This is a genomic window from Acuticoccus sp. MNP-M23, from assembly GCF_031195445.1.
GTDB lineage: Bacteria > Pseudomonadota > Alphaproteobacteria > Rhizobiales > Amorphaceae > Acuticoccus.
Window position 1 is genome coordinate 2,217,211 of the sequence record NZ_CP133480.1, and the last position, 13,501, is coordinate 2,230,711.

At 67.9% G+C, this 13,501-nt stretch carries 11 protein-coding genes; 9 read left to right on the plus strand and 2 right to left on the minus strand.

Features of this window, described 5'->3' with window-relative positions; translation table 11 throughout:
* Positions 1 to 154: 154 nt before the first annotated feature.
* The 3 genes from rpoH to RDV64_RS10370 all read left to right on the plus strand — a co-directional run bounded on the left by rpoH (position 155) and on the right by RDV64_RS10370 (position 3,446).
* On the plus strand, positions 155 to 1,057 hold the full coding sequence (rpoH, locus tag RDV64_RS10360; RefSeq protein WP_309199174.1) for an RNA polymerase sigma factor RpoH: 903 nt from the start codon (positions 155 to 157) through the stop codon (positions 1,055 to 1,057).
* A 136-nt stretch (positions 1,058 to 1,193) separates the two neighbouring features.
* Positions 1,194 to 2,027 carry a class I SAM-dependent methyltransferase gene (locus tag RDV64_RS10365; protein ID WP_309199175.1) on the plus strand — a complete coding sequence of 278 codons (834 nt, stop codon included), beginning with the start codon at positions 1,194 to 1,196 and terminating at the stop codon, positions 2,025 to 2,027.
* Between the two features lie 126 nt (positions 2,028 to 2,153).
* Entirely contained in the window at positions 2,154 to 3,446 is a 1,293-nt protein-coding gene (locus RDV64_RS10370; RefSeq protein WP_309199176.1) for a DUF3422 domain-containing protein, read from the plus strand.
* A gap of 16 nt (positions 3,447 to 3,462) precedes the next feature.
* Here the strand turns inward: RDV64_RS10370 and RDV64_RS10375 are convergent, their stop codons facing one another.
* Positions 3,463 to 4,464, minus strand: a complete 1,002-nt coding sequence (locus RDV64_RS10375) for a GlxA family transcriptional regulator (RefSeq protein WP_309199177.1) — start codon at positions 4,462 to 4,464, stop codon at positions 3,463 to 3,465.
* Between the two features lie 101 nt (positions 4,465 to 4,565).
* Between RDV64_RS10375 and RDV64_RS10380 the strand changes: the two genes are divergently transcribed.
* Genes RDV64_RS10380 through RDV64_RS10395 form a run of 4 tightly spaced genes read left to right on the plus strand, consistent with a single transcriptional unit; the run spans position 4,566 to position 9,657 of the window.
* Positions 4,566 to 5,819: a sarcosine oxidase subunit beta family protein gene (locus RDV64_RS10380; RefSeq protein WP_309199178.1), complete on the plus strand. Its 1,254-nt coding sequence runs from the start codon at positions 4,566 to 4,568 to the stop codon at positions 5,817 to 5,819.
* Between the two features lie 49 nt (positions 5,820 to 5,868).
* Entirely contained in the window at positions 5,869 to 6,171 is a 303-nt protein-coding gene (locus RDV64_RS10385; protein ID WP_309199179.1) for a sarcosine oxidase subunit delta, read from the plus strand.
* 59 nt (positions 6,172 to 6,230) lie between these two features.
* On the plus strand, positions 6,231 to 9,182 hold the full coding sequence (locus RDV64_RS10390; RefSeq protein WP_375143825.1) for a sarcosine oxidase subunit alpha family protein: 2,952 nt from the start codon (positions 6,231 to 6,233) through the stop codon (positions 9,180 to 9,182).
* Positions 9,175 to 9,657 (plus strand): sarcosine oxidase subunit gamma, encoded by a 483-nt coding sequence (locus RDV64_RS10395; protein ID WP_309199180.1) that lies wholly within the window; start codon positions 9,175 to 9,177, stop codon positions 9,655 to 9,657. Before RDV64_RS10390 ends, RDV64_RS10395 begins: the two co-directional genes overlap by 8 nt.
* Before the next feature lie 3 nt (positions 9,658 to 9,660).
* On the opposite strand, the gene RDV64_RS10400 is transcribed toward RDV64_RS10395, so the two are convergent.
* A complete protein-coding gene (locus RDV64_RS10400; RefSeq protein WP_309199181.1) occupies positions 9,661 to 11,625 on the minus strand; it encodes a DUF4139 domain-containing protein in 1,965 nt (654 codons plus the stop codon).
* A 206-nt stretch (positions 11,626 to 11,831) separates the two neighbouring features.
* On the opposite strand from RDV64_RS10400, the gene RDV64_RS10405 reads away from it, so the two are divergent.
* Complete coding sequence (locus RDV64_RS10405) at positions 11,832 to 12,197, plus strand: hypothetical protein (protein ID WP_309199182.1); 366 nt, start codon at positions 11,832 to 11,834, stop codon at positions 12,195 to 12,197.
* Between the two features lie 105 nt (positions 12,198 to 12,302).
* A complete protein-coding gene (locus RDV64_RS10410; protein WP_309199183.1) occupies positions 12,303 to 13,472 on the plus strand; it encodes a phosphoserine transaminase in 1,170 nt (389 codons plus the stop codon).
* Positions 13,473 to 13,501 lie beyond the last annotated feature (29 nt).

The following is a 13,501-nucleotide window of genomic DNA, read 5'->3' on the forward strand; positions in this document are numbered from 1 at the left end:
ATGTCTGATAGGCGCGGCGTTCATTTGCCGGTCAGCCGCGGCGCTTTAGGTTGCGATCCGTAAAGCGATCACCACATTGAGCGGTCAGCGGTGCTTCGGACCGCGTTTCGTGCCGCCTCGTTGTGAGGGGCGCGTTTGATGAAAGGAGGGTTCAATGGCCCAATCCTTGCCGGCAATTGCATCGGGTGAAGCGGGGCTGTCCCGCTATCTCGATGAAATTCGCAAGTTTCCCATGCTGCAGCCGCAGGAAGAGTACATGCTCGCCAAGGCGTACCTTGAGCATGACGATTCCAGTTCGGCCCATCGGCTTGTCACCAGCCACCTGCGCCTCGTCGCGAAGATTGCCATGGGCTATCGCGGCTACGGGCTGCCCATTGCCGAGGTGATCTCGGAAGGCAATGTCGGCCTGATGCAGGCGGTGAAGCGGTTCGACCCGGAAAAGGGTTTCCGCCTTGCCACCTACGCCATGTGGTGGATCAAGGCGGCGATCCAGGAGTATATCCTGCGCTCCTGGAGCCTCGTGAAGCTTGGCACCACGGCCAACCAGAAGCGGCTGTTCTTCAACCTGCGCAAGGTGAAAAGCTCGATCCAGGCGCTGGAAGAGGGCGATCTGCGGCCCGATCAGGTCGCAACCATCGCGCAGAAGCTCAGCGTTCCGGAATCGGACGTGATCTCCATGAACCGGCGGCTGTCGGGCGATTCGTCGCTCAACTCGCCGATCCGCCAGGAGGCCGATTCGGGTGAATGGCAGGACTGGCTGGTGGACGAGAGCACCAACCAGGAAGAGGTCCTTGCCGAAAACGAGGAGCTGGACAACCGCCGCCTGCTGCTGCGCGAGGCGATGGACGTCCTGAACGACCGCGAAAAGCGCATCTTCGAGATGCGCCGCCTCGCCGAAGATCCGATGACGCTGGAAGCGCTGTCGGAAGAATTCAGCGTCAGCCGCGAGCGCGTGCGCCAGATTGAGGTGCGCGCCTTCGAGAAGGTGCAAAAGGCGGTGGTCAAGGCATCGCGCGATCTGGAGCGGCCGGCCGAGGCGCTCGCCGCACCGGCCTGATCGCCAGCAGCGCCGCATGAACGATCACACGCCGCCCATCGGGCGGCGTGTTCGTTTGGACACGGCGTTTCATTCAGGCCCGACCTTGCCTAAGATGATGCGGCTTGTTCGGCCTGAAGCCCCAAAAGGAGTGGCGATGTTTTCGCGTGCGCAGCGCAGGACGGTTTCGTTCGGCCTTCAAACGGTTCTGGGTTTGCGCCAGAAGGGTTTTTTCATCCCCATGCGCGGCGCCGCGTCCGCAGCGGGGTGGGCGGACCGTCCATTCACGGCGCTTGCCGCGAAATTTCGTGCGGCGGAACCCGCCTTCCTGGCGCATCTCGACGCGATCGACGGGTTTGCGGACGATCTTGCCGCCATCAAGGGTCCCCCGCCGGAGCCTCGCTTCAACCAGACCTGGTTTCCCCGGCTCGATGCTGCCGCGCTTTATACCGCCGTGCGGACGCTGGCGCCGCGGCGGATCATCGAGGTGGGGTCCGGCCACTCCACGCGCTTTCTCCTGCGCGCGGTGCGCGACGGTGGCCTCGAGACCGAAATCACCGCAATCGACCCCCAACCACGGGCCGATATTGGCGATCTGCCGCTGACCCTTCACCGCGCCACCCTTCAGGACACGGGGCTGGAGCCGTTTGCGGCACTGGACGCGGGCGACCTTCTGTTTGTGGATTCCAGCCACGTTCTGATGCCCGGAACCGACGTCGACATCATCCTCAACCAGGTGATCCCGGCGCTGCCGGCGGGGGTGATCGTCGGCTTTCACGACATCTTCCTGCCGTCGCCCTACCCCGCGGCCTGGCCCTTCACCGCATACAACGAGCAAAATGCGGTGGCGCCGCTTCTCACCGGAGCCGCGCTGGTGTTTGCAAGCGCCTATGTGGTGAACGCCATGGCGGGGGCGTTCGGCGCAAGCTGGGCGGGCCGCCAGCCCATCGAAGCCGGGGCGCGCGAAAGCCTTCTCCTCCTTCGGCTCTGACGCTGGCGCATTTGCACAAGACCGGGTGTCGGTTTTCGCCAGACGCGCTATAAGAGACCGCAGCCTGCCCGATGAAAGCCGCCGCCGCGCCAGAACCCAACGGCCGGCTGGCACAGGAGCGCGAGAATGGTCCACGCCCCTGCCGGTGATGCCGACTGGCCCGCCGAAGAGATCAACAGCGCCTCGCCGCCCGTGCTGTCCGCCTTTCGCCCCCATCCGGACCGGGCGGCCGCCATCAGCGAAGCCCACGCCCGCCCGTCCATGCCCATCGACACGCCGTCGGTGGTCTATTCGCTGGCATTCGGCACGGCAGACGAAACCGCCGTCGATGCAATCCACGTTGCCGCGTTCGGCGAGGCACAGGACGGGTTTGCGCGCCATGTGATGCGCGTCGTCGGTCCGCTCACCATCAAGTTCGAACGCCATACCGAGTTTGTGGCGCTCACCGTGCTTTCCGGCGAGGGGGCCGATGCGGGCGAGGCGCCGTTGCGGCGGCTCCGGGCCATGCGGCCCGAGGGGCTTACCCTTCTGGTCGCGCTGCGCGCCTTTGTGGTCGAAAAGCCGGCGCCGCCCTATTCCCCGCTGGACATTGGCGGCTGCCTGCGCGGCGAAATTGAGGTGTCGTCCAGCTTCCGCCCCAATGGCGACGGTTACATCGACGTCCAGTTTGCCGTGGGCGATGTGGGCAGGGCGCAGCTCGGCCGGCGGGTGCAGCGCGTGCTGGAGGCCGAAACCTACCGCACGATGGCGCTGATCGGCCTGCCGATGGCGCGCCGGATTTCGGCCGAACTGTCGATGCTGGAGGGCGAGCTTGCCGAGATCACCACCGCGCTGACGGAGGGGACCGGGCACGATCAGGCCATTCTGGACAAGATCCAGACCCTGTCTGCCAAGACCGAGGCGATGCGGGCGCGCACCCGCTACCGGTTTTCCGCCTCCCGCGCCTACGCCACGCTGGTAGAGGAGCGCCTCGATTCGTTGGGCGAAGCGAAAATGGGCGAGCGGTCGACGCTGACCGGCTTCCTGCGCACGCGGCTCGCGCCTGCGGTGCGCACCATCGTGTCATCCGAGCAGCGGCAGAGTGAACTGTCAGCCTCGGTGGAGCGCGCGCTCAGCCTGTTGCGGGCGCGGGTGGATGTCTCGCTCGACCGCGGCAACCAGGAGATCCTGTCTTCCATGAACGAGCGGCAGTATCGCCAGCTCATCTTGTCGGAAGCGGTCGAGAGCCTCTCGGTCATCGCGATCAGCTACTACCTCCTCGGCATCCTGCGCTACCCCGCCAAGGCATTGATCGACCTCGGTATTATCCCTGTCAGCGAAACCATTGCCCTGGGCCTGATGGCGCCGTTCGTTGCGGTGGGCGTGTTCGCAATCCTGCGCCTTTTGCGCAGACGATGGCTGCCCGACAACACGGACTGAACGCCGCGCAGGCGGCTCAGCCAAATTGGCGCCACACCTCCGGCGTAACCCCCTCGGCCGTCCGGAAGGTGCGGATGAGGTGGGACACGTCACTGAACCCGGCCTCCGCGGCAATGGCCGTCACCGATTTTTCGGTCTCGCGCAGGAGGCGGCGGGCCTCTGTGAGGCGAACCATCCGGGCCGTTTCTCCGGGCGAGGCGCCGGTGGCGGCACGAAACCGCCGCTCCAGCTGGCGGCGGCCGATCCCCAGCCGGCTGGCCAGCCGCTCCACCGTCAGCGTGCCCGGCAGCGCCTCGCGCTGCATTGCGAGGGCGCGGCGCACGATGGGGTCGCGGGCGGTCTGGTCCACGCCGGCGCCCGGCTGCGGCCGTTCCGGCGCCAGCGGCTCGTCGATGATCATGATGTTGAGGCTCTTGCGCGCGGCCGCCGGCGACAGGTGCTTGGCCACGAGGTAGGCCGCAAGATGGGCGGAGCTTGCGCCGCCGGAACAGGTGATCCGGTCCCGGTCCACCACGAAGATCTGGTCGGACACCGGCGCAAGGCCTTCGAACTCGTCCAGAAAATCGGCGCGGTGGAACCATGAGACGCAGCAGCGATAACCGGCCATCAGCCCGGCACGGTGCAGCGCGAATGCGCCGGTGCACACGCCGACCAGCGGCACCCCGGCTGTGGCCGCGCGCTGGAGGAAGGCCACAAGGCGCGGGTTGAGCCCGCTCGCCTCGTCGATCAGCCCGCCGATGACCACCAGATAATCGAACGCGGCCGGGTTGCCGAGCACCGCGCCCGGCTGCACCGAAACGCCGCAGCTGGAGCGGACCGGCTCGCCATTGGCCGACAGGACCTCCCACCGGCAGCGGATCGGGCGGGAGCGGTCGCCCTCGTCGGCGGCCAGCCGCAGCACATCCACAAAATTGGCGAACGCACACAGGGTGAACCGCTCGGCCAGAATGAACCCGATGGTGAGGTTGGCGCGGGGCGGGGGCGCGCGGCGGAGCGGGCGGGCTGCGCTGTGTTCCATCGGTCGCAATCATTCCGCATTGGTGACGCATCCATTCTGTACGCAAGCCGCGATCGGGCGCAACCTTGCCCTGTGCCCATCCCTCATTGCCGAGGCGCGCCATGGCCCGTTATTCTGCGCTTGCCCTCCTCAAGAACGCGTTCACCGGGCGTGACGACTGGGGCGCCCAGTGGACTTCGCCGGAACCGAAGGCGCACTACGATGTGGTGATCGTCGGCGCTGGCGCGCACGGGCTGGGCGCCGCCTATTATCTTGCCAAAGAACACGGGATCACCAACGTTGCGGTGATCGACAAGGGCTGGCTGGGGGGCGGCAACACCGGCCGCAACACCACCATCATCCGCTCCAACTACCTTTATGACGAGAGCGCGCGCCTTTACGACCATGCCCTCGACCTGTGGGAGGGCCTCAGCCAGGAGCTGAACTACAACGTCATGTTCTCCCGGCGCGGCGTGATGATGCTCGCCCACAACGTGCACGACGTGCAGAGCGCCAAGCGGCACATCAATTCCAACCGCCTGAATGGCGTCGACAACCGGTGGATCACGGCCGAAGAGGCGAAGGCGATCTGCCCGCCGCTGAACATCGCGCCCGATGCCCGCTACCCGGTGCTGGGCGCAGCGTTGCAGTCGCGCGCCGGCACCGCGCGGCACGATGCGGTCGCCTGGGGTTATGCGCGCGGTGCAGCGGCGCGCGGCGTGGACATCATCCAGAACTGCCCGGTTCTCGCAATCCGCCGCGGGCCGGACGGGCATGTCACCGGCGTGGAGACGGCCAGGGGCTTCATCGGGGCGGGCAAGGTGGCGGTCTCGGCCGCGGGCCACACGTCGGTGGTGATGGCGACGGCTGGCGTGCGGATGCCGCTGGAGAGCTTTCCCCTGCAGGCGCTGGTGTCCGAGCCGGTGAAGCCGTGCATGCCGTGCGTCGTGATGTCGAACGCGGTTCACGCCTACATCAGCCAGTCCAACAAGGGCGAACTGGTGATCGGTTCGGGCACCGACCAGTACACCAGCTACTCCCAGCGCGGCGGCTTTCCGATGATCGAGCACACGCTTGCCGCCATCTGCGAGATGTTTCCGGTGTTCTCGCGCATGCGGATGCTGCGGTCCTGGGGCGGCATCGTGGACGTGACGCCGGACCGTTCGGCCATTTTGGGCAAGACGCCGGTGCCGGGGCTCTACGTCAACTGCGGGTGGGGGACGGGCGGCTTCAAGGCAACGCCGGGGGCTGCGCACGTTCTGGCCCACACCGTGGCGCGGGACGAGCCGCACCCCATCAACGCACCGTTCACGCTGGAGCGGTTCACCACCGGGCGCCTGATCGACGAGGCCGCCGCCGCCGCGGTCGCTCACTGATGCGCGGCGGTTTTCTCAGGTTTCATCCTCTCAAGAGTGCGGGGCCGCGATGCTTCTGATCCATTGCCCTCATTGCGCCGAAGCGCTGCCGGAGGTGGAGTTCACCTATGCCGGCGAGGCGCACATTGTCCGCCCGGCGAGACCCGCCGAGGCCAGCGACGAAGCATGGCGGGACTTTCTGTTCATCCGCGCCAACCCGCGCGGGCCGCATTTCGAGCGGTGGCGGCACACCCACGGCTGCGCGCGCTATTTCAACGCCGTGCGGGACACCGTGACCGACCGCTTCCTCACCACCTATCCGGCCGGTTCGCCAAAGCCTGACCTCGCCGCGCTCAAGGAGGGGCAGTCGTGAGCGCGGTCGCCGGTGCGCTGGCCCTGCAGATGCCTTCGGCCGAGGCGACCGTGGCGCCGATGCGCGTTGCCGGCCGCGGGCAGGTGAGCGGGGCACGGCCGGTCCGCTTCACCTTCGACGGGCGGGCCATCGACGCGCTGGAGGGCGACACGGTCGCCTCCGCGCTGCTGGCAAACGGCATCCACCTGATGGGGCGCTCGTTCAAGTATCACCGCCCGCGCGGGGTGCTGTCGGCAGGCTCCGAGGAGCCCAACGCGCTGGTGGGCACGTCGCGGGGGCCGGGCCGGGCCGAGCCCAACACCCGCGCCACCATGCAGGAAGTTTATGACGGGCTGGAAGTGACGAGCCAGAACCGCTGGCCGTCCCTGTCGTTCGACATGGGCGCCGTGAACGACCGGATGGCACGGCTCATTCCGGCCGGCTTCTACTACAAGACCTTCATGTGGCCGCGCGGTTTCTGGAATGCGCTGTACGAACCCATGATCCGCCGGGCGGCCGGGCTCGGCACCGCGCCCGATGTGCCGGATCCGGATACCTACGCCGCCCGATACCGCCACTGCGATGTGCTGGTGGTCGGTGGCGGGCCTGCCGGGATTGCCGCCGCGCTGGCCGCCGGCCGCGCCGGGGCGGACGTTGTGGTGGTGGACGAACACGGAGCCCTTGGCGGCGCCCTTCTGGTGGAGCCCGCCATTCGGGTGGACGGGCTGACCGGCGCCGATGCGGTGGCTGCGATGGCGGCGTCGCTGACGGCCCTGCCCAACGTGTCCGTGCTGACGCGAACCACCGCCATCGGCTACGATCACCAGAACATGGTGACCTGCGCCGAGCGGTTGACCGACCACCTCGCAACGCCGCCCGAAGGCGCACCGCGTGAGCGGCTGTGGCGGGTGCGCGCGGGCAAGGTGGTGCTGGCGCAAGGCGCGCTGGAACGCCCGCTGGTGTTCGGCGGCAACGACCGGCCGGGCGTGATGCTGGCCAGCGCTGCGCTGCGCTATCTCCACGTGTTCGGCGTGGCGGTGGGGCGCACGGTGGTGCTGACAGGCTGCCACGACAGCGTGTGGCAGACAGCATTCGACCTTGCCGATGCCGGCATCACAGTCGCGGCTGTGGCCGACATGCGCGAAGCTGTGGACCCGTTGCTGCTGGAGGCGGCCAGCGTGCGCGGGATCGAAACGCTGCAAGGCGCCATGCCGGTGGCGACCGCGGGCCGGCTCCGGGTTGCCAGCGCCACGTTCAAGACGCCGAACGGGTCGCGGACCCTTGAATGCGATGCGCTGCTGATGGGCGGCGGCTGGACGCCGTCGGTGCATCTGTTCTCCCACACCAAGGGCAGTTTGCGGTGGGATGGTGCGGCCTTCCTGCCGGCGGCCACCAACGAGGCGTGTCATGTGGCGGGCGCCGGCAATGGCGTCTGGGGCATGGCGGCGGCTTTGGCGGATGGCGCACGGGCCGGCGCCGATGCGGCGGCGGGGGAGGGCTTTGCCGCCAAGCCGCCTGCGTTCCAGGTGGAGAACGATCGTGCGGGGGACGGGATGGCCGTGCCGCCCGCCGGGCCGGGCCGCAAGGCCTTCACCGACTTTCAGAACGACGTGACGGCCAAGGACATCCGTCTTGCGGTGAAGGAGGGGATGCGCTCCATCGAGCATGTCAAGCGCTATACCACCAACGGGATGGCGACGGATCAGGGCAAGTCCAGCAACATCAATGCGCTGCTGATTGCGGCCGACGCGCTGGGCAAGGCCCCGCCGGAGGTGGGGCTCACCACCTTCCGCCCGCCCTATACGCCAACCACTTTCGGCACCATTGCCGGCTACCACCGGGGCGAAGGCTTCGAGGTGATTCGCAAGACGGTGATCGACCCGTGGACGGTCTCCGCTGGTGCGGTATTCGAGCCGGTCGCCCAGTGGCGGCGGGCGCGCTATTTCCCGCGCGGCGACGAAAGCATGGACGCGGCGGTGCGGCGGGAATGCGTGGCCACCCGCGCCTCGCTCGGCATCTTCGATGCGTCGACGCTGGGCAAGATCGAGGTTGTGGGCCGCGATGCGGCGGAGTTCCTCAACAGGCTCTACACCAACCCGCTGCTGAAGCTGGCGCCCGGCCGTTGTCGGTACGCCCTCCTGCTCGGCGAGGACGGCTTCATCCGCGACGATGGCGTGATCGCCCGCCTTGCGGAGGATCGCTTCCATGTGACCACCACCACCGGCGGGGCGGCAAGGGTCCTCGCCACCATGGAAGATTACCGGCAGACCGAATGGCCGGACCTCGACGTGTTTCTCACCTCCACGACCGAGCAGTACGCGACCATCGCCCTTAACGGACCCAACGCGCGCAAGGTGCTTGCACCGCTGGTGTCCGGCGCCGACATTTCGGCCGCGGCCTTCCCGCACATGGCGGTCACCGAGTGCAAGGTGGCCGGAATTGCCGCCCGGCTGTGCCGGATGAGCTTTACCGGCGAGCTTGGCTTTGAGGTGAACGTGCCGGCCCGCCATGGCCTTGCGTTGTGGGACGCGCTGATGGCGGCGGGCGCTCCCTTCGCCATCACGCCCTACGGGACCGAGGCGATGCACGTGATGCGCGCCGAAAAGGGCTACATCATCATCGGTCAGGATACCGATGGCACGGTGACGCCGGACGATGCGGGCCTTGGCTGGGCGCTCGGCCGCAAGAAGGCCGACTTCGTGGGCATGCGCGCGCTCACCCGGCCCGACATGATCGCGCCCGGACGGCTACAGATGGTGGGCTTGCTGACCGAGGATCCGGCGAAGGTGCTGGAGGAGGGCGCGCAGGTGGTGACGGACCCGTTTGCGCCACTGCCGCTGCCGATGATCGGGCACGTGACGTCGGCCTATTTCAGCGATGCGCTGGGGCGGTCGATCGCCCTGGCGGTGGTGGCGGATGGCCGCGCCCGCATCGGCAGCACGCTGTCGGTGATGACGTGCGACACCATCAGCGATGTCCGCGTGGTGGGCCCGGTGTTCTATGATCCCGAGGGAGTGCGGCTCGATGCTTGATCGCGTATTGCCCGTTGCCATTCATGATCTGCCGGCCGGAACGCGGTTCAGCCTACGCACGGCGGAGCCTGCCTCCTGTGCCGGCACATTGCCGCTGCCCCGGCGCATTGGAGAAGTCGGCGAAGCGGAAGGCTACACCGTGTTCTGCCTGGGGCCGGATGAGTGGATGCTCATCGGCGCCGGCGAAGCCGCAGCGCCGGCAGCACCCGGCTGCGCGGTGATCGACATTTCGGACCGGGAGGTGGCGTTTGCGCTGTCCGGGTCCGGCGTGATGGACGCGGTGGCCGCCGGATGCCCGCGCGACTTGCGGCGGTTTGCGCCCGGCACTGCGGTGCGCACGCTTTATGCCGGGGTCGATGTGATCGTGTGGCGCCAGGCGGCGGACCGGTTCGAGATCCACGTCTGGCGCTCGTTTGCACCCTTCGTGCGCCACCGTCTGGAAACGGTGGCGCGGGAGCTTGCGCTCGGCCTCTGAGGCTCAGGGGTTCCGCAGGGCGCGTTCTGCCTCGAGCCGTTCGCGGCGGAGGTCTCGCGTGGTGCCGAGCATCGCGTCAATCTCCTCGGTCCGCCCGATGATCCGCTCGCGCACCCTTGCCCCCTCCGGCGTTGCCGCGTCGATGGCCTCGAGATTGTCGCGGTCGGCAGCGACGGCCTGCCGGAGGTCCGCAATGTCGGCCTCCAGCGTCTGCAGCCGCCGGTCGATCTCGGCAATCCGTGCGCTGGCTGCGGCAAGGCTGCGCAGCTGCGCGGCAGTTTCTTCATCAACCGCGCCGCCGACGCTGAGCACTTCCTCGATGACGTAAGTGGGAATGTTGCTGACCATGTACTGCTCGAGGATCGGGCGGACGGCGGTGACGTCGATCCGCGTCGCGCCCATCTCAAGCGTGGCGCGGACGCGGTAGAGACTTTCGCTCACCTTGATGACGTCCACCCGGGCATTGCTCTCGACGGTCACGGTTTCGTTGCCGTTCACCGGGACGTCTGTCACCAGGGTGACCGGCTCTGCCGCCTCAAGGGCCAGAACGATCTGGCGGGACGCATCCCGGCGCACGCGGAGCGAACCATCTGCAATCCGGGCACTGGTGAGCGTCTGCCTGCGGTTCTGGTTCAGCCGCGCGTTGACATCGGCCGAGCGGGCGAACGGCAGGATGGTGCGCTCGCCGGAATCGGCGCCGCCGAAGCGCGCATCGCCCACAAAGCCGTTCTGGTCGTAAACGGCAATGAGGCCGCCGGGCACGGTGGCATCTTCCGCAAAGGCAATGTCCAGCGCATCCATGGGGGTCACATCGTCGGGGGAGGCGATGTAGACGATCCGCTCGGCATCCTGCGACCCATCGAGAAACGGCACGTTGAGCGTGCGGCCTGCGGCAAGGTCAATGGCGCCCGCAACGGGGAAGATGGTCGCCGCGCTGCTGGCCACAGCAGGGCCGCCGGTGACGAGGTCGGCCTGCTTGGCGAACGCCGGGGCCGCCGCCGCGGCGATCCCGCCGAACGCACGCGAACGGCCGGCCTCCATCATCACCGGCGCAGGCGCGTCGGCCATCTCCTGCTCGACCACGTCGACCTCTGCGGTCCGCCCCACCTCGAACGGGGCATCGGGCCGCACGGTGCGCAGCGGCGAATAGACGTCCTGCCGGTAGGCGACGGGGGTGCCAACGGCGAGGCGCAGGTCGATGTCGTTCCAGTCGAGCCCGGTGGTGTTTTCCAGCGTTGCCCACCCCTGCAGCGCAACGTCGTCGCTTTCGCCCAGAATGGCGCGGTAGGACGGGCGCCACACGGTTGTCGGCACCACAAAGTTGAAGCCGGCGGTGCCTTCACCGTCGAGGCGGACAACCAGTTCGCGCCGCCCGTCGTCGACGCTGGCCTGCAAAGCGGGGACGACGCCGGACACGCGGTCCGACACCGCACCGCCCTCGATGGCAAGCGGCTTCTCGGTTTCGAACGTGGCGTAGGAGACGCTGCCGTTCTCGGTGGCAACCGCAATGCGCAGGGCAGGGCGGTTGCCCTCCTTCTCGCCGCCATCAAGCGTCACGAAGGCGAAGGCGAGGAGCTGGCCGGCAAGCTGGGTGGCGCCGCCTTTGATCGCAACGGTCTGCCCGATGAGCGATTGCAGGATGGTCGCGGGATCGGCAAGGTCGCCGTTAAGGAGCCGGCCGGTGACGGAACGCTCGCCGACCGATTCGGCCGCCTCCAGGTCTATGGAGCGCACCGCGGTGTCGCCGGTGACGACAAAGGTGCGCAAAACGTCGGCGACCAGCGCCCGCTCGATGGCAAGGCTCATGGTGTCGGACGGTGCGTCCATCACCCCCTCCACCGCGGCAAGGCCGCCGGTGGCAAGGGTGACGCGGGTGACATGGGCGTTGGCGGCCTCGGCTGCGGCGGGCGCGCCGACAAGGGCGACGCCAGCGAGGGCGAGGGCGACAAGGGCCGTCTTGGCGGGCATATCGGCTGTCCTTTCCGATCGGGATCGGGCTTGGATTGCTGGCTGAGCGTCAGATAAGGCGCTCGACAAGTTTAGCGCACTTCATCGCAGCAGATATCTTTACCGGGGCTGAATTCGCCGGAATCGCAAGCGCGCCATTGCAAGCGCGCCGCGGCACTGACGCAGGCAGATATTGACAGCCCGCCGCGATCGCGCAGTCTTTCGCAATGGCCGATGATCTGACCGCTGTCTTTCAGGCGCTCCGTCCGCTTTACAGCGCGCATGCCGCGCGCTGCGTCGTCACCGCCGATGAGCCGGGCCGATATTATCTCTCCGTCCACAAGGTTCGGGAGAAAGACGGCTACCGCATGAGCGTCGGCGGGGTCGAAATCAAGAAAGCCTACGTCTCGGCCCATTTGATGCCGGTCTACGTGCACCCGGAGATGCTGGGCGGGCTGAGCCCGGCGCTGCGCAAACGGATGCAGGGGAAGTCCTGCTTCAACTTCCGCACCCCCGATCCCGGCCTTTTCGAGGAGCTCGGCCAGCTGGTGGACGCCGGGATCGACCGTTTCGCCGCTGATGGCTGGCTGTAAGGCGAATCCGGCGAGAGGGCTTGCCGCGGCCACCGGACAGGCGTAGACGCGGCGGTGGGACACCCCTCCCCAACGAGGGGCGCCTATCTGAAAGGATAGCCACAGATGGCAAATACCACGATGCCTGGCCGCCGGCCGGGCAACCCCTGCTTTTCGTCCGGCCCGTGCGCAAAGCGCCCCGGATGGACCCCCGACGCGCTGGCCGATGCCGCGCTCGGCCGCTCCCACCGCGCCAAGATCGGCAAGGCCAAGCTCGCCGCCGTGATCGACAAGACCCGGGCCCTGCTCGGCGTCCCCGCTGACTATCGCATCGGCATCGTGCCGGCGTCCGACACCGGCGCCGTCGAGATGGCGATGTGGTCGATGCTCGGCGCCCGCCCCGTCACGCTGCTGGCGTGGGAATCCTTCGGCGAAGGCTGGGTGACGGACGCCGTCAAGCAGCTCAAGCTCGACGCCAAGGTCATGAAGGCCCCCTACGGCCAGCTCCCTGATCTTGCCGCCGTCGACTTCAACACCGACGTGGTGTTCACCTGGAACGGCACCACCTCCGGCGTCCGCGTCCCCAACGGCGACTTCATCCCGGCGGACCGCGAGGGGCTGACCATCTGCGACGCCACCTCCGCGGTGTTCGCGCAGGCGCTCCCGTGGGACAAGCTCGATGTGGTGACCTTCTCCTGGCAGAAGGTGCTGGGCAGCGAGGCTGCGCACGGGATGCTGATCCTGTCGCCCCGCGCCGTCGAGCGGCTGGAGAACTACACGCCGCCCTGGCCGCTCCCCAAGCTCTTCCGCATGACGAAGGGCGGCAAGCTCAACGAGGGCATCTTCAAGGGCGAGACGATCAACACGCCCTCGATGCTGGCCGTTGAAGACTGCCTCGACGCGCTGAACTGGGCCGAAAGCCTGCCGAATACGCTGGCCGATCGTGCAGACGCCAACCTCAAGGTGCTGGCCGATTGGGTGGCGAAGACCGACTGGGTGGATTTCCTGGCTGAAAAGCCGGAGACGCGCTCCAACACCTCCGTCTGCCTGAAGATCGTCGATCCCGCCGTGGCAAGCGCGCCGGAGGCCGAGCAGGCCGCCTTCGCCAAGGCGCTCGCCGCTGCGGTGGAGAAGGAAGGCGTCGGCCTCGACATCGGCTCCTACCGCGATGCGCCTGCCGGCCTTCGCATCTGGGCCGGCAGCACGGTGGAGGCGGACGATCTCGCCATCCTCACCGAGTGGCTGGACTGGGCGTTCGCGAACGCCGCCAAGCCGGTCGCCCAAGCCGCCGAATAATCCCCCGGCCGCCCCGCGCGGCGGCCGCC

Excerpts from the sequence above, each read along its gene's own strand:
- RDV64_RS10375 (WP_309199177.1), bottom strand. The coding sequence starts at position 4,464 with ATGGAACACAGCGCAGCCCGCCCGCTCCGCCGCGCGCCCCCGCCCCGC.
- RDV64_RS10410 (WP_309199183.1), top strand. The coding sequence starts at position 12,303 with ATGGCAAATACCACGATGCCTGGCCGCCGGCCGGGCAACCCCTGCTTT.
- RDV64_RS10365 (WP_309199175.1), top strand. The coding sequence starts at position 1,194 with ATGTTTTCGCGTGCGCAGCGCAGGACGGTTTCGTTCGGCCTTCAAACG.
- RDV64_RS10385 (WP_309199179.1), top strand. The coding sequence starts at position 5,869 with ATGCTTCTGATCCATTGCCCTCATTGCGCCGAAGCGCTGCCGGAGGTG.
- RDV64_RS10400 (WP_309199181.1), bottom strand. The coding sequence starts at position 11,625 with ATGCCCGCCAAGACGGCCCTTGTCGCCCTCGCCCTCGCTGGCGTCGCC.
- RDV64_RS10395 (WP_309199180.1), top strand. The coding sequence starts at position 9,175 with ATGCTTGATCGCGTATTGCCCGTTGCCATTCATGATCTGCCGGCCGGA.
- rpoH (WP_309199174.1), top strand. The coding sequence starts at position 155 with ATGGCCCAATCCTTGCCGGCAATTGCATCGGGTGAAGCGGGGCTGTCC.
- RDV64_RS10380 (WP_309199178.1), top strand. The coding sequence starts at position 4,566 with ATGGCCCGTTATTCTGCGCTTGCCCTCCTCAAGAACGCGTTCACCGGG.
- RDV64_RS10370 (WP_309199176.1), top strand. The coding sequence starts at position 2,154 with ATGGTCCACGCCCCTGCCGGTGATGCCGACTGGCCCGCCGAAGAGATC.
- RDV64_RS10405 (WP_309199182.1), top strand. The coding sequence starts at position 11,832 with ATGGCCGATGATCTGACCGCTGTCTTTCAGGCGCTCCGTCCGCTTTAC.
- RDV64_RS10390 (WP_375143825.1), top strand. The coding sequence starts at position 6,231 with ATGCGCGTTGCCGGCCGCGGGCAGGTGAGCGGGGCACGGCCGGTCCGC.